The organism is Enterobacter cloacae complex sp. IR5459, assembly GCF_049238005.1.
In the GTDB taxonomy this organism is placed as follows: Bacteria; Pseudomonadota; Gammaproteobacteria; order Enterobacterales; family Enterobacteriaceae; genus Enterobacter; species Enterobacter hormaechei_C.
The window spans coordinates 46,667-67,421 of the sequence record NZ_JBMKIG010000006.1 but is presented as its reverse complement, the minus strand read 5'-3'; the positions used below and the strand labels follow the sequence as shown (position 1 = coordinate 67,421).

Genomic DNA, 20,755 nt, shown 5'->3' with positions numbered 1-20,755 from the left:
TACATCATTAACAAGTAAACAATTTAAAACAGATGCTTTTATCGACAACACGTTGTAACCCAAAAAGTCTAACAGAAACAACGCCATTTTTTTAATCCATTGAATTAAAAGATAATTAACTCATTTATGTAAATTTATTGTTATTCATATCACAAATTATTCACTTCTGATTGCGAAACGAACAGCAAAAGCATAAAACCAGATCATTAACATATTAATGAAATCAAAACCGGACAGCCGGTTTGAGGAGTATGGGAATGAAAGGTACTGTTTTTGCCGTAGCGCTAAACCACCAAAGCCAGCGTGCAGCCTGGGCTGAGGCGTTTGAAAAAGCCCCCTATAACGCGCCGCCAAAAACGGCGGTGTGGTTTATCAAGCCACATAACACCGTTATTCGCGCAGGCGAGCCGATTCCCTTCCCACAGGGAGAAACCGTGTTAAGCGGCGCAACGGTGGCGCTGGTGGTGGGCAAAACCGCCAGCAAAGTCCGCGTTGAAGAGGCGGCGGCGTACATCGCTGGCTACGCGCTGGCCAACGAAATCAGCCTGCCGGAAGAGAGCTTCTACCGTCCGGCGATCAAGGCCAAATGTCGGGATGGATTTTGCCCGCTCGGCGAACCTGTCGCCGTTGATAACGTGGACAACCTGACCATCATCACCGAGATCAACGGTCGCGAAGCGGACCACTGGAACACGGCCGATCTGCACCGCAACGCCGCCGAACTGCTGAGCGCGCTGAGCGAATTTGCCACCCTGAACCCCGGCGATGCGATATTGCTCGGTACCCCACAAAGCCGTGTCGAAATTCGCCCGGGCGATCGGGTACGCATTCTGGCAGAGGGATTTCCGCCGCTGGAAAACCCGGTGGTAGTGGAACGCGACGTTACCATTGCTTCGCGCACACCGCCGCACGCCACGCTGTTTGCCCTCGGCCTGAACTACGCCGATCACGCCAGCGAGCTGGACTTCAAACCGCCTACCGAGCCGCTGGTGTTTATCAAAGCGCCGAACACCTTTAATGGCGATAACCAGACCTCGGTGCGCCCAAACAACATTGAATACATGCATTACGAAGCCGAGCTGGTGGTGGTCATCGGTAAAACCGCGCGTAAGGTCAGCGAAGCCGAGGCGATGGACTATGTTGCGGGCTACACGGTGTGCAACGACTACGCCATCCGCGATTATCTCGAAAACTACTATCGCCCAAACCTGCGGGTGAAAAGCCGCGACGGGCTGACCCCCATCAGCCCGAACGTGGTACCAAAAGAAGCCATCCCTGACCCGCACAACCTTCGTCTTCGCACCTACGTTAACGGTGAACTGCGTCAGGAAGGCACCACCGCCGATCTCATTTTCAGCATCCCATTCCTGATTGCGTATCTGAGCGATTTCATGACCCTGCAACCGGGCGACATGATTGCCACCGGCACGCCGAAGGGGCTGTCCGACGTGGTACCGGGCGATGAAGTGGTGGTGGAAGTGGAGGGCGTAGGCCGTCTGGTAAACCGAATTGTCAGTGAGGAGACTGCAAAATGAAAAAGATTAACCACTGGATCAACGGGAAAAACGTCGCCGGAAGTGAGTACTTCCAAACCACTAACCCGGCCTCCGGCGAGGTGCTGGCTGAAGTAGCCTCCGGGGGCGAAGCCGAAATCCATCAGGCCGTTGCCGCCGCCAAAGAGGCGTTCCCGAAATGGGCCAACCTGCCGATGAAGGAGCGTGCGCGCCTGATGCGTCGCCTGGGGGATCTGATTGACCAGAACGTGCCGGACATTGCCGCGATGGAGACCGCCGACACCGGCCTGCCGATCCACCAGACCAAAAACGTGCTCATTCCGCGCGCCTCGCACAACTTCGAGTTCTTCGCCGAGGTGTGCCAGCAGATGAACGGCAAAACCTACCCGGTCGACGACAAGATGCTCAACTACACCCTGGTGCAGCCGGTGGGTGTCTGCGCGCTGGTGTCGCCGTGGAACGTGCCGTTTATGACCGCCACCTGGAAGGTCGCGCCCTGTCTCGCGCTGGGTAACACCGCGGTGCTGAAGATGTCTGAACTCTCCCCGCTGACCGCCGACCGTCTGGGCGAGCTGGCCCTCGAAGCGGGCATTCCGGCGGGCGTGCTCAACGTGGTGCAGGGCTATGGCGCCACGGCGGGCGACGCGCTGGTGCGTCATCATGACGTGCGCGCCGTCTCCTTCACCGGCGGCACCGCCACCGGGCGTAACATCATGAAAAACGCCGGGCTGAAGAAGTATTCTATGGAACTGGGCGGCAAATCTCCGGTGCTGATTTTTGAAGACGCGGACATCGAGCGCGCGCTGGACGCCGCCCTGTTCACCATCTTCTCCATCAACGGCGAACGCTGCACCGCCGGCTCGCGCATCTTCATCCAGCAGAGCATCTACCCGGAGTTCGTCAAACGCTTTGCCGAGCGCGCCAACCGCCTGCGCGTGGGCGACCCGACCGATCCGAACACCCAGATTGGCGCGCTCATCAGCCAGCAGCACTGGGAAAAAGTCTCCGGCTATATCCGCCTCGGCATTGAAGAGGGGGCAACCCTGCTGGCGGGCGGCCCGGACAAACCGACCGATCTGCCTGCGCACCTGGAAGGCGGCAACTTCCTGCGCCCGACCGTGCTGGCGGATGTCGATAACCGCATGCGCGTGGCGCAGGAAGAGATCTTCGGGCCGGTGGCCTGCCTGCTGCCGTTTAAGGACGAAGCGGAAGGGCTGCGCCTGGCGAACGACGTGGAGTATGGCCTGGCGTCGTACATCTGGACCCAGGACGTCAGCAAAGTGCTGCGTCTGGCGCGCAACATCGAAGCGGGCATGGTGTTCGTCAACACCCAGAACGTGCGCGACCTGCGCCAGCCGTTTGGCGGCGTGAAGGCCTCCGGCACCGGGCGCGAAGGCGGCGAGTACAGCTTCGAGGTCTTCGCGGAGATGAAGAACGTCTGTATCTCCATGGGCGACCATCCGATTCCAAAGTGGGGGATCTGATCATGGGAAAATTAGCGTTAGCGGCAAAAATCACCCACGTGCCGTCAATGTATCTCTCTGAACTGCCGGGCAAAAACCACGGCTGCCGCCAGTCGGCCATCGACGGGCATAAAGAGATCAGCAAGCGCTGCCGCGATCTGGGCGTGGATACCATTATCGTCTTCGATACCCACTGGCTGGTGAACAGCGCGTATCACATCAACTGCGCGGACCATTTCTCAGGCGTCTACACCAGCAACGAGCTGCCGCATTTTATTCGCGACATGACCTACGACTACGACGGCAACCCGGAACTCGGCCAGCTGATTGCCGACGAAGCGGTGAAGCTTGGCGTTCGCGCCAAGGCGCACAACATCCCGAGCCTCAAGCTGGAGTACGGCACGCTGGTGCCGATGCGCTACATGAACGCGGATAAGCACTTCAAAGTGGTCTCCATCTCGGCGTTCTGCACGGTTCACGACTTCGCCGACAGCCGCAGGCTGGGCGAGGCCATCATCAGCGCCATCGAAAAATACGACGGCACCGTGGCGGTGCTCGCCAGCGGCTCGCTGTCGCACCGCTTTATCGACGACCAGCGCGCGGAGGAAGGGATGAACAGCTACACCCGCGAGTTTGATCGCCAGATGGACGAGCGCGTGGTGAAGCTGTGGCGCGAGGGGCAGTTCAAGGAGTTTTGCAGCATGCTGCCGGAGTACGCCGACTACTGCTACGGCGAGGGCAACATGCACGACACGGTGATGCTGCTGGGGATGCTCGGCTGGGACAAATACGACGGTAAGGTGGAGTTTCTCACCGAGCTGTTCGCCAGCTCCGGCACCGGCCAGGTCAACGCCGTTTTCCCGCTGCCCGCCTAAGGAGTCGTTATGCCGCACTTTATTGCTGAATGTACCAACAACATCCGCGAGCAGGCCGACCTGCCGGGTCTGTTCGCCAAAGTGAACGAGGCGCTCGCCGCCACGGGGATCTTCCCGCTCGGCGGTATCCGCAGCCGCGCCCACTGGCTGGATACCTGGCAGATGGCCGACGGTAAGCACGATTACGCCTTTGTGCATATGACGCTGAAGATCGGCGCGGGGCGCAGCCTGGAAAGCCGGGAAGAGGTCGGTGAAATGCTGTTTGCGCTGATCAAAACGCACTTCGCAGAGCTAATGGCGGGCCGATATCTGGCGCTGTCGTTCGAGCTGGACGAGCTGCACCCGACGCTTAATTACAAGCAAAACAACGTGCACGCGTTGTTTAAATAACACCGCACGGTCTGTCCCCTCTCCCACAGGGAGAGGGAGAAAACAAATAAAAACAGGATATCGCCATGCTCGACAAACACACCCATACCCTGATCGCCCACCGTCTGCATCAGGCGGAACAATCCCGGGAGCAGATCCGCGCGATCTCGCTGGAGTACCCGGAGATCACCATTGAAGACGCCTACGCCGTCCAGCGCGAATGGGTGAGCCTGAAAATTGCCGAAGGCCGCGTGCTGAAAGGCCACAAGATCGGCCTTACCTCCAAAGCGATGCAGGCCAGCTCGCAGATCAGCGAGCCGGACTACGGCGCGCTGCTGGACGATATGTTCTTCCACGACGGCAGCGACATCCCCGTGGATCGCTTTATCGTCCCGCGCATCGAAGTGGAGCTGGCCTTCGTGCTGGCAAAACCGCTGCGCGGCCCGAACTGCACGATCTTCGACGTCTACAACGCCACGGATTACATCATCCCCGCCCTGGAGCTGATCGACGCCCGCTGCCATAACGTTGACCCGGAAACCCAGCGCCCGCGCAAGGTGTTCGACACCATCTCCGATAACGCCGCCAACGCGGGCGTGATCCTCGGCGGCCGCCCGATTAAACCCGACGAGCTGGATCTGCGCTGGATCTCCGCCCTGCTTTACCGCAACGGCGTGATCGAAGAGACCGGGGTCGCCGCAGGCGTGCTTAACCACCCGGCGAACGGCGTGGCGTGGCTGGCGAACAAACTCGCGCTATACGACGTGCAGCTTGAGCCAGGGCAAATCATCCTCGGCGGCTCGTTTACCCGCCCGGTTGCCGCCAGCAGAGGCGACACCTTCCACGTCGACTACGGTAACATGGGCTCCATCAGCTGCCGCTTTGTGTAAGGAGATGACCATGCAAAACGCATTCAAAGCGGCGCTGAAGGCGGGCCGTCCGCAAATCGGGTTATGGCTGGGGCTGACCAGCAGCTACAGCGCTGAGCTACTGGCCGGGGCCGGTTTTGACTGGCTGCTGATCGACGGAGAGCACGCGCCGAACAGCGTGCAAACCATCCTGACTCAGCTACAGGCCATCGCCCCTTATCCCAGCCAGCCGGTGGTGCGCCCGTCGTGGAACGATCCGGTGCAGATCAAGCAGCTGCTGGACGTGGGGGCGCAAACCCTGCTGGTGCCGATGGTGCAAAACGCCGACGAAGCCCGTCTGGCTGTCAGCGCCACCCGCTACCCGCCTGCCGGTATTCGCGGCGTCGGCAGCGCGCTGGCGCGGGCGTCGCGCTGGAACCGCATCCCGGAGTATCTGCATCAGGCTAACGACACCATGTGCGTGCTGGTGCAAATCGAAACTCGCGAGGCGCTGAAAAACCTGCCGCAGATCCTGGACGTGGAAGGGGTGGACGGCGTGTTTATCGGTCCTGCGGATCTGAGCGCCGACATGGGCTTCGCCGGTAATCCGCAGCACCCGGAGGTGCAGGCCGCCATAGAGCAGGCGATCGCGCAGATCCTCAGCGCGGGCAAAGCGCCCGGCATCCTGATGGCGAACGAGCAACTGGCAAAACGTTATCTTGAACTCGGCGCGCTGTTTGTCGCGGTCGGCGTGGATACCACCCTGCTCGCCCGCAGCGCCGAAGCGCTGGCGGCCCGCTTTACCGACGTCACCACAGCAGTTGATAACAATAAATCCGTCTACTAAACGTACGATGTGGAGCGCAACATGACGACCTCAACCCTGCATAATAAAGCTGTTGAACATCGCGTTATTAATAAGCTGTTCCGTCGTTTGATCGTGTTTCTTTTTATCCTGTTTGTCTTCTCGTTTCTCGATCGCATCAACATCGGCTTTGCCGGGCTGACGATGGGCAAAGATCTGGGCCTCACGTCGACCATGTTTGGCCTGGCCGCGACGCTTTTTTACGTGACCTACGTGCTGTGCGGGATCCCCAGCAACATCATGCTGGCGAAGATCGGCGCCCGCCGCTGGATCGCCGGGATCATGGTGGTGTGGGGCATCGCCTCTACCTGCACCATGTTCGCCACCAGCCCCGAAACGCTCTACGTCCTGCGCATGCTGGTGGGCATTGCCGAAGCCGGTTTCCTGCCGGGCATTCTGGTCTATCTCACCTGGTGGTTCCCGGCCTATCACCGCGCCCGCGCCAACGCGTTGTTTATGATCGCCATGCCGGTGACCATGATGCTCGGTTCGATCCTCTCCGGGTACATTCTGGCGATGGACGGACTGTGGAACCTTAAGGGCTGGCAGTGGCTGTTCCTGCTGGAGGGGCTACCGTCGGTGGTGCTCGGCGTGGTGACCTGGTTCTACCTTAACGACACCCCGGATCAGGCCACCTGGCTGGATGATGACGAAAAGCAGGCACTCAAAACGATGATCGCCCGCGAGCAGGAGCTGGCCATTGCGCATGCCGCCACGCCGCGATCGACGCTGCGCGAGGTGCTGACGCCCGCCGTGCTGCTCTACACGCTGGCCTACTTCTGCCTGACGAATACGCTGAGCGCGATCAACATCTGGACGCCGCAGATCCTGCAAAGCTTCAACACCGGCAGCAGCAATATCGTGATTGGCCTGCTGGCGGCGATCCCGCAGTTTTGCACCATCCTCGGGATGATCTGGTGGAGCCGCCGCTCCGACAGGCTGAAAGAGCGAAAAAAGCACACTATCCTGCCGTATCTTTTTGCAGCGGCGGGATGGATGCTGGCCTCGGCGACCGATCACAGTCTGATCCAGCTGCTTGGCATCATCATGGCCTCAACCGGATCGTTTACCGCCATGGCGATATTCTGGACCACGCCGGATCAGGTTATTAGCCTGCAATCCCGCGCGGTGGCGCTGGCGGTGATCAACGCCATCGGCAACGTCGGGTCTGCCGTCAGCCCATTGCTGATAGGTATTTTGCGCGACGCGACCGGCAGCTTCAGCTCGGGACTGTGGTTCGTGGCAGGTCTGCTGGTGGTGGGCGCGCTGGTGCTGACGCGCATTCCGATGACGCGCCGGGAAAGCCTGGAGCGTGAGCCGGACATCGCGGCGCAAAAGATCCACTGAGGAGCCGCTATGTGTCAGAGCCCCATCACCAACATCGATATCAGCAAGGAGTACGACGAAAGTCTGGGCACCGACGATGTGCACTACCAGTCGTTCGCCCGCATGGCGGCCTTTTTTGGCCGCGACATGCAGGCGCACCGCCACGACCAGTATTTTCAGATGCATTTTCTCGACACCGGGCAGATTGAGCTCCAGCTCGACGACCACCGTTACTCGGTGCAGGCGCCGCTGTTCGTGCTGACGCCGCCGTCGGTGCCGCATGCGTTTATCACCGAATCCGACAGCGACGGCCACGTGCTGACGGTGCGCGAGGATCTCATCTGGCCGCTGTTAGAAGTGCTCTACCCCGGTACGCGGGAAGCGTTCGGCCTGCCGGGGATCTGCCTTTCGCTTGCCGACAAGCCTGACGAGCTGGCGGCGCTGAAGCACTACTGGCAGCTGATTGCCCGGGAATCCACGGAACAGCTGCCCGGTCGCGAGCATACGCTGGTCCTGCTGGCGCAGGCCGTTTTTACCCTGCTGCTGCGCAATGCGAAGCTCGACGACCACGCATCAGGCGGCATGCGCGGTGAGCTGAAGCTGTTTCAGCGCTTTAACCAGCTGACAGATGCTCATTACCACGAGCACTGGACGGTGCCGGAATACGCCAGCGAACTGCATCTCACCGAATCCCGCCTGACCGATATCTGTCGCCGCTTCGCCAACCGCTCGCCGAAACGGCTGATCTTCGACCGCCAGCTGCGGGAAGCCAGACGCCTGCTGCTGTTTTCCGACAGCACAGTGAGCGAAATTGCCTGGCAGCTGGGTTTTAAAGATCCGGCCTATTTCGCCCGTTTTTTTAACCGACTGACGGGGTGCTCACCCAGCGCATATCGGGCGCAGAAAGTACCGGTGTCGCCTGTTCCCCTCACCCCTGCCCTCTCCCAGAGGGAGAGAGAGTAACCGTCCCCTCTCCCTCTGGGAGAGGGTTAGGGTGAGGGAAATCACACTCTGTGATCTCTCGCGAAAAGTACCTGCCGTTGTCCCAATCGTCCCTTCACGTTCCGCCCCTCTCACGCTTCAATTAAACAACAAAAACAAAACATAAATTTAACAACCATCTTCCGATACGAGGTCCCTATGAAGCCTGAAGATTTCCGCGCTGATGCCAAACGTCCGTTAACCGGTGAAGAGTATTTAAAAAGCCTGCAAGATGGCCGTGAGATTTATATCTACGGCGAGCGCGTTAAGGACGTCACTACCCACCCGGCATTTCGCAATGCGGCGGCGTCCATCGCCCAGATGTACGATGCCCTGCACAAGCCAGACATGCAGGATACCCTCTGCTGGGGCACGGACACCGGCAGCGGCGGTTACACCCATAAGTTCTTCCGCGTGGCAAAAAGCGCCGACGATCTGCGCCAGCAGCGTGACGCCATCGCCGAGTGGTCGCGCCTGAGCTACGGCTGGATGGGGCGTACGCCTGACTACAAAGCCGCGTTCGGCTGCGCGCTGGGGGCGAACCCTGCCTTCTACGGTCAGTTCGAGCAGAACGCCCGCAACTGGTACACACGTATTCAGGAAACCGGCCTGTACTTTAACCACGCCATCGTCAACCCGCCGATCGACCGCCATAAACCGGCAGACGAGGTGAAAGACGTTTACATCAAGCTGGAGAAAGAGACCGACGCCGGGATCATCGTCAGCGGCGCGAAAGTGGTGGCCACCAACTCCGCCCTGACCCATTACAACATGATCGGCTTCGGCTCTGCGCAGGTGATGGGCGAAAACCCGGACTTCGCGCTGATGTTCGTCGCGCCGATGGATGCCGAAGGGGTGAAGCTGATCTCCCGCGCCTCTTACGAGATGGTGGCAGGGGTGACCGGTTCCCCGTACGACTACCCGCTCTCCAGCCGTTTTGACGAGAACGACGCCATTCTGGTGATGGATCATGTGCTGATCCCGTGGGAAAACGTGCTGATCTACCGCGATTTCGACCGCTGCCGTCGCTGGACGATGGAAGGTGGCTTCGCCCGCATGTACCCGCTTCAGGCCTGCGTGCGTCTGGCAGTGAAGCTCGACTTCATCACCGCTCTGCTGAAGAAGTCGCTGGAGTGTACCGGCACCCTCGAGTTCCGCGGCGTGCAGGCGGATCTCGGCGAAGTGGTGGCGTGGCGCAACATGTTCTGGGCGCTGAGCGACTCCATGTGCTCCGAAGCCACGCCGTGGGTAAACGGCGCGTATCTGCCTGACCACGCGGCGTTACAGACCTACCGCGTGATGGCGCCAATGGCCTATGCGAAGATCAAGAACATCATCGAACGTAACGTGACCTCCGGGCTGATCTACCTGCCGTCCAGCGCGCGGGACCTGAACAACCCGCAGATCGACCAGTATCTGGCGAAGTACGTGCGCGGCTCCAACGGGATGGATCATGTCGAACGCATCAAGATTCTGAAACTGATGTGGGATGCCATCGGCAGCGAGTTTGGCGGACGTCACGAGCTGTACGAAATCAACTACTCCGGTAGCCAGGATGAGATCCGCCTGCAATGCCTGCGTCAGGCGCAAAGCTCCGGCAACATGGACAAGATGATGGCGATGGTTGACCGCTGCATGTCCGAGTACGACCAGCACGGCTGGACCGTACCGCACCTGCACAACAACACTGATATCAACATGCTGGATAAGCTGCTGAAATAACGCAGCGGGAGGTTTCAATGCAATCTGAAGAACGCCTGCGTTTTCGCGACGCGATGGCCAGCCTGTCGGCGGCGGTGAATGTGGTCACCACCGAGGGCGATGCGGGTCGCTGCGGCATTACCGCCACCGCCGTCTGTTCGGTCACGGACACCCCGCCTTCGGTCATGGTCTGCATCAATGCCAACAGCGCCATGAACCCGGTCTTCCAGGGCAACGGCAAACTGTGTGTCAACGTGCTGAACCACGAGCAGGAGATCATGGCCCGCCACTTTGCCGGGATGACCGGCATGGCAATGGAGGAGCGCTTTGCTCTCTCCTGCTGGCAGAAAGGACCGCTGGCGCAGCCGGTGCTGAAAGGCGCTCTGGCAAGCCTGGAAGGCGAGATAACCCAGGTGCAAACCATCGGTACCCATCTGGTCTACCTTGTGGAGATTAAGAACATCATCCTCAGCAGCGAGGGGCACGGCCTGATCTACTTCAAACGCCGTTTCCACCCGGTGATGATGGAGATGGAAGCCGCGGTTTGATCCCGTTGCACAAAAAAACGCTAAGGTTTCCGCAAAGGTGCGCCGTTAACTATCCATAAGATAAATTTTCCGGGGCGGCTGGCGACGTCGTCAGGCGCCCCCTTAACGCTGGAAAGTCTTATGGCCCCTTCACCCCGAAGCCGCTCGGCTGAACGTCTGGTTGACATCATTATTGCCCTGCACCGCAACGGAAGCGTTAATCGCCGCGATCTGATGCAAAAATTTGGCATTACCGAACGCACGGTGTACCGCGATTTGCAGGCGCTTTCCCCGATTATTGAACACGACGGCAAAGGGCGCTATCAGCTGCTGCCTGCGTATCAGACCTGCCGCTGCGTGCACTGCCCTGAAGCGAACGACGAAACCCCGCAGAGGTAGATTATTCTCAGTGATCTCAATCACATATTTTCTTCCACCGTGGGTGAGCCTTAACCACTCACCCTCGCTTTTGACCGCTCACGCATCGCTTTCAACCACTCACCTATTTACCGTGCTTTATACGCGCGAGGATCTGGCACGATCGCTCCAGCATTAATCAATACCTCCTCACAACAAACCCTGACCCTTTTTTCTTTACATAAAAAACCAGGTCTTACTATGGATACTAAAAAACTACTGAAGCACGTGCCCTGGGCCTTACTCGGGATCCTCGGTGCTTTCTGTCTGGCGGTTGTCGCATTACGCCGGGGCGAACACGTCAGCGCCCTGTGGATCGTGGTCGCGTCGGTTTCCGTCTACCTTGTGGCTTATCGCTACTACAGCTTATACATCGCGCAGAAGGTCATGAAGCTCGACCCGACGCGTGCCACCCCGGCGGTCATTAACAATGACGGCCTGAACTACGTGCCAACCAACCGTTACGTGCTGTTTGGTCACCACTTCGCCGCCATTGCAGGCGCGGGTCCGCTGGTCGGCCCGGTACTGGCCGCGCAGATGGGCTACCTGCCGGGTACGCTCTGGCTGCTGGCGGGCGTGGTGCTGGCGGGAGCGGTGCAGGACTTTATGGTGCTGTTTATCTCCTCGCGCCGTAACGGTTCGTCGCTGGGTGAGATGATCAAAGAAGAGATGGGCCGCGTGCCGGGCACCATCGCCCTCTTTGGCTGCTTCCTGATCATGATCATCATCCTCGCGGTGCTGGCGCTGATCGTGGTGAAAGCGCTGGCCGAAAGTCCGTGGGGCGTCTTCACCGTCTGCTCTACCGTACCGATTGCGCTGTTCATGGGCATCTACATGCGCTTCCTGCGCCCTGGCCGCGTTGGCGAGGTGTCGGTCATCGGTATCGTGCTGCTGGTCGCCTCCATCTACTTCGGCGGCGTGATTGCGCACGACCCGTACTGGGGCCCGGCGCTGACCTTTAAAGACACCACCATCACCTTCGCGCTGATCGGTTACGCGTTCATCTCAGCGCTGTTGCCGGTGTGGCTGATTCTGGCTCCGCGCGACTACCTGGCGACCTTCCTGAAAATCGGCGTGATCGTCGGGCTGGCAATCGGGATTGTGATCATCAATCCTGAGCTGAAAATGCCAGCGGTGACGCAGTACATTGACGGTACCGGTCCGCTGTGGAAAGGCGCTCTGTTCCCGTTCCTGTTTATCACCATCGCCTGCGGTGCCGTGTCTGGCTTCCACGCGCTGATCGCCTCGGGCACCACGCCGAAGCTGATGGCCAACGAAACCGACGCGCGCTTCATCGGTTACGGCGCGATGCTGATGGAGTCCTTCGTGGCGATCATGGCGCTGGTTGCAGCGTCGATTATCGAGCCAGGTCTGTACTTTGCGATGAACACCCCACCAGCGGGTCTCGGCATCACCATGCCAAACCTGCATGAGATGGGCGGCGAAAATACCGCGCTGATCCTGGCGCAGCTGAAAGACGCCAGCGCACACGCGGCGGCGACCGTCAGCTCCTGGGGCTTCGTAATTTCGCCTGAGCAGATCATGCAGACCGCGAAAGACATCGGCGAACCGTCCGTGCTGAACCGCGCAGGTGGCGCGCCAACGCTGGCGGTGGGTATCGCACACGTGTTCCACAAAGTGCTGCCGTGGGCGGACATGGGCTTCTGGTACCACTTCGGTATTCTGTTTGAAGCGCTGTTCATCCTCACCGCGCTGGATGCCGGTACGCGTGCAGGCCGCTTCATGTTGCAGGATCTGCTGGGTAACTTCGTGCCATTCCTGAAGAAAACCGACTCTCTGGTCGCCGGTGTTCTGGGTACCGCGGGCTGCGTAGGCCTGTGGGGTTATCTGCTGTATCAGGGCGTTGTTGACCCGCTGGGCGGCGTTAAGAGCCTGTGGCCGCTGTTCGGCATCTCTAACCAGATGCTGGCGGCTGTGGCCCTGGTGCTGGGTACCGTTGTCCTGGTGAAGATGAAACGCACCAAATACATCTGGGTCACCGTGGTGCCTGCGCTGTGGCTGCTGCTCTGCACTACCTGGGCGCTGGGTCTGAAACTGTTCAGCACCAACCCGCAGCTGGAAGGCTTCTTCTTCATGGCTAACCAGTACAAAGAGAAGATTGCCGCAGGCGGCGCGGATCTGACCGCGCAGCAGATTGCCAACATGAACCATATCGTGGTGAACAACTACACCAACGCGGGTCTGAGCATTCTGTTCCTGGTGGTGGTGTACAGCATCATCTTCTACGGCATCAAAACCTGGATGAAAGTGCGTAACGTTGAGGGCCGTACGGACAAAGAAACCCCGTACGTGCCGGTGCCGGAAGGCGGCGTGAAGACCTCCTCACACCATTAATTAAGCATGTTACTGTAGGCCCGGATCGCTGCGCGCCTCCGGGCTTCTTCTATCTGGAACCCTCAATGTTTGGTAACTTAGGCGAAGCAAAAAAATACCTCGGTCAGGCGGCGAAAATGCTGATTGGCATTCCGGACTATGACAACTACGTTGAGCATATGAAGACCAACCATCCGGATAAGCCGTACATGACTTACACTGAATTCTTCCGCGAGCGTCAGGAAGCGCGCTACGGCGGAAGTGGAGAAGGCGGCGTCCGCTGCTGCTAAAGGAGAAACCATGACCCCGATTGCCGTTACCCTGCTGACCGGTTTTCTCGGCGCCGGTAAAACCACCCTGCTGCGCCACATTCTGAACGAGCAGCACGGCTTCAAAATCGCCGTCATCGAAAACGAATTTGGCGAAGTCTCCGTTGACGATCAGCTGATTGGCGACCGCGCCACCCAGATCAAAACCCTGACCAACGGCTGCATCTGCTGCACCCGCTCTAACGAATTAGAAGACGCCCTGCTGGACCTGCTCGACAGCCGCGATCGCGGTGACATCGTCTTCGACCGTCTGGTGATCGAGTGCACCGGCATGGCCGACCCCGGCCCGATTATTCAGACCTTTTTCTCCCACGAGATCATCTGCCAGCGCTACCTGCTGGACGGTGTCATCGCTCTGGTGGATGCGGTACACGCCGACGAGCAGATGAACCAGTTCACCATCGCCCAGTCTCAGGTGGGCTACGCCGACCGCATCCTGCTGACCAAAACCGACGTGGCAGGTGAAAGCGAAAAACTGCGCGAGCGCCTGACGCGCATCAACTCGCGTGCGCCCATTTATACGGTGACGCACGGCGATATCGATCTCGCTCAGCTGTTCAACACCAACGGCTTTATGCTGGAAGAGAACGTTACCGCGAAACCGCGCTTTCACTTTATGTCCGACAAGCAAAACGACGTGGCGTCGATTGTGGTGGAGCTGGACTACCCGGTAGACATCAGCGAGGTCTCCCGCGTGATGGAAAACCTGCTGCTGTCGTTTGCCGACAAGCTGCTGCGCTATAAAGGGATGCTGTGGATCGACGGCGAGCCGAACCGCCTGCTGTTCCAGGGGGTGCAGCGCCTGTACAGCGCCGACTGGGATCGCCCGTGGGGCGATGAAACGCCGCACAGCGTGATGGTGTTTATTGGAATACAGCTGCCGGAAGAAGAAATTCGGGCAGCGTTTGCGGGGCTGAAGAAATAAGATACATCAGGGCCAATTTTTAATGGCCCTGATTTAATTACTGTCTCACACTTTCGATTTTTTTATTCTCATCTCTCTGGCAGAGAAGTAAGATTACAGCACAAGCACCAATTACCATTGCTGTATTTCGTTGGATAAAGAGGACATCTGTCAATCCCATAAGAAATAGCGCTGACATATAAAGCAGCAACCCAACATTGAACTTATTCTTTTTTTCGCAAGAAGCTAAAAAACCAGACACATAAAACAATATAATAGCAATGACGCCTAAAAACCCTTGTAAGCTAAAGCTTTCAATTATATCATTATGGAAATGATATTTTATAGCCCTGACTGCTTCCGCACTTTTATAGTTTTGTTCAATATATTCTCTTGCATTATTATAACGCTGTTCTGCATCCTGACCAAAAAGTGATAAACTCGCTACGTGCTGTCCTGCGTCAAGCATAACAAAACGTGCTCCTAAAGATGTGTTAGCATTATTTTTTTGTAATTGTTGGATATTATCATAAGCCTCAACAATTCTCTTTTGCATCTTATAAGCTATACCTCCACCAATTACGGATATTGCCAGTAATGCTAAAAACCAATAACGAGGCTTTACATTTCTCAATTCAAAACATGCCAGGACGAAGCAGACAATGAAAAAAGTGCCTATAGCGCCTCTGGTTTCTGTCATCAGTAATAAATAAGAGAATATGAAAAATGTAGCAATGTAAAATACAGTACGGTAAAGCTGATTTGAAACTGCTTTTTTAATAAGAGAAAAACACAGAACTGACTGAACAACCATTATATAAGCAGTAGTCGTAGCAGCATCGGCTAGTAATTTAATTCTGGTTATACCAGTCACTTGCTCCTGGTAACCAAACCAAACGGTGAATAAACCTAGAACAACGCTAGTGCAAGCAGCGAATTTCCAGCTTTGGATTGAAATTACATTTACGGATTTAAGCAAATAAAATGCTATTACTCCTGACAGGATGAGCAACTTTCCGCCAGCATAATAATTATCTTTAATATCCTGTAAATGTGTCGATGGAAATATCATTGACCAAATTAGCTTACTGGCACCGAGAAGCACAATGCTCAACAAAAATGCTATTGCGATTTTATTACTCAATAGCCATTGACGAAAACCCTTCCAACTTTCCAAAAAAAGAAGGCCAAAAATAGAAAGATAACAACTAATGTAAAATAGCTTTCTTGGATAAGCCTCTATAAAAAGATCGCTTCCAACTGTAAACACAATAAGAATGAAAATAATGTTAACATTTAACCTTTTAATGTATTCACGACTTAACATGTTTAGTTTGCCTTTTTTCCAAGAAACGAGCCAAATGATAACGAACAAACATACAGAAAGCTTCAATAAACTGTTTCTTATTATTAAGCGTTTTATAGCATTTCTTTAGTTCTTTCGCACAACGTGGACTAACATCTTCAACATCACACCAGGGTGACATTTTTTTATATTTACGATAGTAGGTGCTTATTTGCTGTTGATTCCATAACTGCCATGGTTTATCGCTACCAACATAATGTAACAAAACTGTTTCATTGGGTGGTTCACGCATGAAATCTTCCTTTTTGTGTCCTGCCTTTATTTGGCAATTATACTTGCCATCTATAAACATTATTTTCTCGTTCAGGACAACATTAAGAGCATCTTGATCAAAATACTTAAAGTCAGCCCCGCGCTCCAGTAAGCATTCAAAAACTTTATGCGATATTTTATTTTCATTCCACGTTCTGGCATCAACATAAAGAACGCCAGAATTAAAATAATCGCAACCAGGCATATTAATAGATTCTGAAAGAGCAGTCTGATGCTCCGGCTCCATGACAGCACAACAAATATTATTTATCGGCTTATGGTTTTCTAATAGATCATAAATGCTATCCAGCGCTATAATATCGGCATCAACATATAAAAAATAACGATATTCTTTAATTAAATACGGAGCCAGGAGACGGAAATATATTGAGGCCGGGAAAATTGAATTCTTAGGAAAAACATCCAGCGCGTCAGCAGATACAATAATAATTGTCAGTGCATGTTGAGTATTCTTGATAATAGACTGCAATCTGGAAAACTCAACTTCATTGTTTTTATCTGTAATAATGAAAAAATGCAATGGAACTTCCGAAGTTTTTTCCACAATTGATAACATCGAGATCCCACAGTGCTTTAGAAAATTTTCATCGACACCATAAACAACTGCTGAATATTGAACTTCAACATCGAGATTAAAATTCGTTACTTGCACGCCCAATATATTTTCGTTTAAATTAAGAATGGTTGGGTTCATCATTATTTATCGAGCTCAAAAATACTTATAATACATAAGATAACAAATAATAGCTGCCTTCCCCAGTACTTTCTCTAATTTGTTTAGCAATCATACAAAAAATGATAGCCTTGAAAAAATTCACACCTAACCTTTTGAATAATATACAAAAAAAACACTATACCCATAGACGCATGGGCATAGTGCTGCATTACTCCAAAAACGGTTGATTAACCATCCGCTCTCATTTCAACGCCTCCGGCAGCGTCACAATCCACAGCTCGCTGTCGGACTCCGGCTTCTTCAGCGGCTTCACGCTGAGCGTGGTTTCCACCGGTTTATCATCCAGCGTCAGCTTGCCTTCCGCGTTCACCCGATAATCCTTGAGCTTCTTGCCCTCGGCCGGGTTGTGCATCGCCACCTTCACGCCAAAGTCGTTATCGTTCGCCACCGCCAGCGTTTTGCTGTCAATCAGCGCCAGTCCTTCGGCCTTTTCCTGCTGCCAGCCCAGCGCACGCAGATCGACCACCTGCGTTTTTTCAGCAAGTGTAATGCCGCGCTGCGCCAGCGTTTTCTCATCGTCAAACTCCGGGTATTCGCCCGGCTTGTCGAAGGCGGCCAGATCGCTCGCCTTGCTCAGATCCACCCTGTAGATGAAGTTACGCATTGCGTCATTTTTATCCTCACCCTGTTCAATCAGCAGGATGGTGTGGTTATCCAGCGCCACTATGTCGCCGATTTTGGCGTCGCTGTTTTTGCTGTAGGCCGTGCTGTCGACAGGGTAGCCGTACATCGCGGTTTTCCCGGTCGCCGGATCGAAGCTCACCAGACGCGTAAACAGCGCCTGTTTTTTGCTCTTCCCGTCAATATCCAGCGTGCTTTGCACGGCGGCGATAATGCGTCCGTCCGGCATGCGGGTCAGCCCTTCGAAGCCCCGGTTTGCCTGACGCCATTTGATAACGTTTGGCAGACCGCCCGCGATGGACTTCTCCCCTTGCGTCGCCTGCGGACCGTGGATCGCGAGGATTTTCCCTTTACTGTCGACGTTAATCAGGAACGGGCCATACTCATCGCACAGCCAGTAGCCGCCCTTCCCGTCCGGCGTGATGCCTTCCGTATCCAGCCCGCGGTTATCGCCTTTCAGTACTTTTAAGGTGTCGCTTAGCGCGACTTCATTGGTGGAACCAATCACACCGCTTTGCAGTGGCAGGCCGTTGATCTCGCCTTTATCGTCATGCAGCGGTCGCGCGTCCACGGCCTCCGCTTTACCGTTTTGCACGCGGATCGTCATCAGCAGCGGGGCGAAATCCGGGGTAACAAAGATTTTGGCATCGTTTTTCCCCATTTTTGGCGAATCCGCGTTAGGACCGCGATCGGTCACGGTCGCAAACGTCAGCGCATCGCCCTGCTTGCCCGTAAACAGCAGGCCAGAACCCATCCCCACCGGGAGCCCGTTCGGGAACGCATCGGTAAACGCGCCGCTGTATTTCACATGGGAGCCGTCAGGGAAGCTGACGATATAGCGCTCAGCGGTAGGCTGCGCAGCCAGTCCAGAGAAAGAGAGCGCACAACCGATAAGCACAGGAATAATTTTTCTTTTCATATTGTTAGCATCCAGTAAGTGAAGCCAACAACGTAATGAAGAAACGTGTCAGAAAAATGACATGAAAAGACAGCGGATCGGCAAAGAAATAGGTATAGCAATCACCAGAAATGTAAACCTCTGTCTTGATCTGTGACAGCCGAAATACTTTTGGAAATTATTAGAAACTTAATTAATTCACCTCAAACGGCTTTCTTCGCCTCGTTCATTAAACGTTTAGCCAAAAATATAAACTTTCCCTAAACACGAATGGATTGAGGATTGACGATCTGCCATAAAAACATCTCATCAACATTTAAGATTAAAAAACCCAACAAAAACAGCATAAAAATGCGATACCCATCACATTTGCAGTCATAAACATCCCTTGTTAAGGTGCCCTCAGATTAATTTGATGACGAGGAAACACGCATGAAAAAGCTTAACGTTCTCATCCTTTCTGCTCTCACCGCCGTATCGGGCTCCGCACTGGCAATGGGCGGCAGCATTGAGCAGGGTAAAAACTTTACCAATCTGAATGTGGAAATGGGCAAATCAACCTCCGGTCTGTACACCGAAGGTAATTGGCTGAAAAACACCGACGACGGCACCACGACCGGTGGCGTGGGCGCAGGCTACAATTTCGAAGTCGGCCCGGTAATGCTGAACGCAGGCGCTAAGGCCCTCTACGTTGGCCCGAAGAAAGGCGATAACGGCGTGGCGTTCCCGGTCGGCGGCGGTGTGAACGTTGCCCTGACCGACAGCATCAGGGTATTCGGTGAAGGCTACGTTGCGCCAGACGGACTGAACAACAGCGTGAAGAACTACGTTGAAGCTAACGGCGGCGTAAGCTGGACCCCGGTCAAACCGGTTACGCTGAAAGTGGGCTACCGCCACGTGAGCGTTGATGGCAAAGACGGTCGTCCAAACCACACGCTGGTAGACGGCGCTTACTTCGGCGGCGGCGTGAGCTTCTAAGCCACCTGATAGATAAAAAAACCTGCCCTTCGGCAGGTTTTTTATTACTACGTCACTTACGCACCACCACCAGCTTCTGGTTCACAAACTCTTTGATCCCCAGATCCGACAGCTCGCGTCCGTAACCCGAACGTTTTACGCCGCCGAACGGCAGTTCTGCCGCCGTATCGGTGAGCCAGTTGATGTACACCATCCCGGTCTCAATGCGCGACGCCATTTTCTTCGCGCGCTCGATGTTCTGGCTGAACACCGCTCCGCCCAGACCGTAGTGGGAGTCGTTCGCCAGGGCAACCGCCTCGTCGTCGTTTTTCACCACATAAATCTGCGCTACCGGACCAAAGAACTCTTCGAAATACGCCGGGTTATCGCGCGAGATATTCGTCAGGATGGTCGGCTCAAAGAAGCTCCCGTCACGCTGCACCGGCTTGCCGCCATGGTGCAGCTTCGCGCCGTTTTTCACCGCCTCGTTAACCTGTTTAGTTAGCGTCTCCAGCGCGTCTTTGGATGACAAAGGCCCCAGCGTGGTACTTTCGTCCAGCGGATCGCCAATCTTCACCTGCTTAAACGCCTCGGTGAATTTGTTCAGGAAGGCGTCTGCAATCTTTTCATGCAGGATAAAGCGCTTCGCCGCGGTACAGACCTGCCCGGCGTTATTAAGCCGCGCGTTAACGCCGATCTTCACGGCTTTCTCCAGATCCGCATCGTCCAGCACCACGAAGACGTCGTTCCCGCCCAGTTCAAGGGTCGATTTTTTGATATGTTTCGCAGCCTGTGCCGCAACCACGCTACCCGCTTTTTCTGAACCGGTCAGCGCCGCCCCCTGTACGCGATCGTCGGCGATGATGTTCGCCACCTGTTCGGACGAGATAAACAGGTTGGTCCACGCCCCTTCCGGCGCGCCCGCTTCACGTACCAGCTGTGCAAAGGTTTCTGCACAGTGCGGCACGATACTGGCATGCTTGGCGATCACCGGGTTGCCCGCCGCCAGGTTTGGCGCCAGAACGCGCATCAGCTGATAGTATGGGAAGTTCCATGGTTCGACGGCCATCAGCACGCCGATGGGGTGATGTTCAACCCATGCTTCCCCGAGTTCAGAGTCATACTTCACCGGGGCCAGGAACTGCTTCGCGTTGTCAGCATAGTAGCGGGCGATTTGCGCGCATAGCTTCACTTCACCGCGGCTTTGTTCGATGAGCTTACCCATCTCCTGACTGGCGATTTTCGCCAGATCCTCCGCGCGTTCGTCGATCAGGTCCGCCAGCTTATGCAGCACCGGCAGGCGCTGGCTTATGTCACCTTTCGCCCAGTCGGAGTGATAGAGCGCATCGGCTGCCTTCAGCGCCGCTTCAACGTCTGCGTCAGTGTGAGAGGGATATTCTTTGATGAGCTGGTTCGTGGCAGGATTTACTGTCTGGTAAGCCATATCGAAT

General features: G+C 55.5%; 19 protein-coding genes. 15 read left to right on the top strand and 4 right to left on the bottom strand.

Annotated elements, in window-relative coordinates; translation table 11 throughout:
* The first annotated feature begins 257 nt into the window (after nt 1–257).
* The 14 genes from hpaG to yjiA all read left to right on the top strand — a co-directional run bounded on the left by hpaG (nt 258) and on the right by yjiA (nt 14,474).
* Nucleotides 258–1,535, top strand: coding sequence for a 4-hydroxyphenylacetate degradation bifunctional isomerase/decarboxylase (gene hpaG, locus ACOTX4_RS14050; protein WP_045331739.1), 1,278 nt, complete (start codon nt 258–260; stop codon nt 1,533–1,535).
* A complete protein-coding gene (gene hpaE / locus ACOTX4_RS14045; RefSeq protein ID WP_023315340.1) occupies nt 1,532–2,998 on the top strand; it encodes a 5-carboxymethyl-2-hydroxymuconate semialdehyde dehydrogenase in 1,467 nt (488 codons plus the stop codon). The genes hpaG and hpaE overlap by 4 nt, the downstream gene beginning before the upstream one ends.
* A gap of 2 nt (nt 2,999–3,000) precedes the next feature.
* Nucleotides 3,001–3,852, top strand: coding sequence for a 3,4-dihydroxyphenylacetate 2,3-dioxygenase (hpaD, locus tag ACOTX4_RS14040; protein ID WP_045331737.1), 852 nt, complete (start codon nt 3,001–3,003; stop codon nt 3,850–3,852).
* 9 nt (nt 3,853–3,861) lie between these two features.
* Nucleotides 3,862–4,242 (top strand): 5-carboxymethyl-2-hydroxymuconate Delta-isomerase, encoded by a 381-nt coding sequence (locus ACOTX4_RS14035; protein ID WP_003856599.1) that lies wholly within the window; start codon nt 3,862–3,864, stop codon nt 4,240–4,242.
* Nucleotides 4,243–4,307: 65 nt separating this feature from the next.
* A complete protein-coding gene (gene hpaH, locus ACOTX4_RS14030) occupies nt 4,308–5,111 on the top strand; it encodes a 2-oxo-hept-4-ene-1,7-dioate hydratase (RefSeq protein ID WP_045331735.1) in 804 nt (267 codons plus the stop codon).
* A 10-nt stretch (nt 5,112–5,121) separates the two neighbouring features.
* Nucleotides 5,122–5,916, top strand: a complete 795-nt coding sequence (gene hpaI / locus ACOTX4_RS14025) for a 4-hydroxy-2-oxoheptanedioate aldolase (RefSeq protein ID WP_045331732.1) — start codon at nt 5,122–5,124, stop codon at nt 5,914–5,916.
* Between the two features lie 21 nt (nt 5,917–5,937).
* Nucleotides 5,938–7,281 carry a 4-hydroxyphenylacetate permease gene (hpaX, locus tag ACOTX4_RS14020; RefSeq protein WP_003856603.1) on the top strand — a complete coding sequence of 448 codons (1,344 nt, stop codon included), beginning with the start codon at nt 5,938–5,940 and terminating at the stop codon, nt 7,279–7,281.
* Between the two features lie 9 nt (nt 7,282–7,290).
* Complete coding sequence (hpaA, locus tag ACOTX4_RS14015; RefSeq protein ID WP_045331730.1) at nt 7,291–8,223, top strand: 4-hydroxyphenylacetate catabolism regulatory protein HpaA; 933 nt, start codon at nt 7,291–7,293, stop codon at nt 8,221–8,223.
* A 177-nt stretch (nt 8,224–8,400) separates the two neighbouring features.
* On the top strand, nt 8,401–9,963 hold the full coding sequence (gene hpaB / locus ACOTX4_RS14010; RefSeq protein WP_023315337.1) for a 4-hydroxyphenylacetate 3-monooxygenase, oxygenase component: 1,563 nt from the start codon (nt 8,401–8,403) through the stop codon (nt 9,961–9,963).
* A 17-nt stretch (nt 9,964–9,980) separates the two neighbouring features.
* Nucleotides 9,981–10,490, top strand: coding sequence for a 4-hydroxyphenylacetate 3-monooxygenase reductase subunit (locus ACOTX4_RS14005; RefSeq protein ID WP_003856606.1), 510 nt, complete (start codon nt 9,981–9,983; stop codon nt 10,488–10,490).
* Nucleotides 10,491–10,610: 120 nt separating this feature from the next.
* Nucleotides 10,611–10,868, top strand: coding sequence for an HTH domain-containing protein (locus tag ACOTX4_RS14000; RefSeq protein ID WP_023315336.1), 258 nt, complete (start codon nt 10,611–10,613; stop codon nt 10,866–10,868).
* Nucleotides 10,869–11,087: 219 nt separating this feature from the next.
* The gene (locus tag ACOTX4_RS13995; RefSeq protein ID WP_023315335.1) at nt 11,088–13,241 is read left to right on the top strand and encodes a carbon starvation CstA family protein; all 2,154 of its coding nucleotides are present in this window, start codon (nt 11,088–11,090) and stop codon (nt 13,239–13,241) included.
* Between the two features lie 65 nt (nt 13,242–13,306).
* Nucleotides 13,307–13,510 (top strand): YbdD/YjiX family protein, encoded by a 204-nt coding sequence (locus ACOTX4_RS13990; protein ID WP_003856610.1) that lies wholly within the window; start codon nt 13,307–13,309, stop codon nt 13,508–13,510.
* Nucleotides 13,511–13,520: 10 nt separating this feature from the next.
* Nucleotides 13,521–14,474 (top strand): GTPase, encoded by a 954-nt coding sequence (gene yjiA, locus ACOTX4_RS13985; protein ID WP_003856612.1) that lies wholly within the window; start codon nt 13,521–13,523, stop codon nt 14,472–14,474.
* Between the two features lie 37 nt (nt 14,475–14,511).
* Here yjiA and ACOTX4_RS13980 read toward each other — a convergent pair whose 3' ends face one another.
* The 3 genes from ACOTX4_RS13980 to ACOTX4_RS13970 all read right to left on the bottom strand — a co-directional run bounded on the left by ACOTX4_RS13980 (nt 14,512) and on the right by ACOTX4_RS13970 (nt 18,368).
* Entirely contained in the window at nt 14,512–15,780 is a 1,269-nt protein-coding gene (locus ACOTX4_RS13980; RefSeq protein WP_045331727.1) for an O-antigen ligase family protein, read from the bottom strand.
* Entirely contained in the window at nt 15,767–16,789 is a 1,023-nt protein-coding gene (locus ACOTX4_RS13975; RefSeq protein WP_045342560.1) for a glycosyltransferase family 8 protein, read from the bottom strand. The genes ACOTX4_RS13980 and ACOTX4_RS13975 overlap by 14 nt, the downstream gene beginning before the upstream one ends.
* Nucleotides 16,790–17,009: 220 nt before the next feature.
* Nucleotides 17,010–18,368, bottom strand: a complete 1,359-nt coding sequence (locus tag ACOTX4_RS13970) for an esterase-like activity of phytase family protein (RefSeq protein WP_421635393.1) — start codon at nt 18,366–18,368, stop codon at nt 17,010–17,012.
* A 411-nt stretch (nt 18,369–18,779) separates the two neighbouring features.
* On the opposite strand from ACOTX4_RS13970, the gene ACOTX4_RS13965 reads away from it, so the two are divergent.
* Nucleotides 18,780–19,325 carry a YfaZ family outer membrane protein gene (locus tag ACOTX4_RS13965; RefSeq protein ID WP_003856615.1) on the top strand — a complete coding sequence of 182 codons (546 nt, stop codon included), beginning with the start codon at nt 18,780–18,782 and terminating at the stop codon, nt 19,323–19,325.
* Nucleotides 19,326–19,377: 52 nt separating this feature from the next.
* Here ACOTX4_RS13965 and ACOTX4_RS13960 read toward each other — a convergent pair whose 3' ends face one another.
* Nucleotides 19,378–20,748: an NAD-dependent succinate-semialdehyde dehydrogenase gene (locus tag ACOTX4_RS13960; protein ID WP_003856617.1), complete on the bottom strand. Its 1,371-nt coding sequence runs from the start codon at nt 20,746–20,748 to the stop codon at nt 19,378–19,380.
* Between the last annotated feature and the right edge of the window lie 7 nt (nt 20,749–20,755).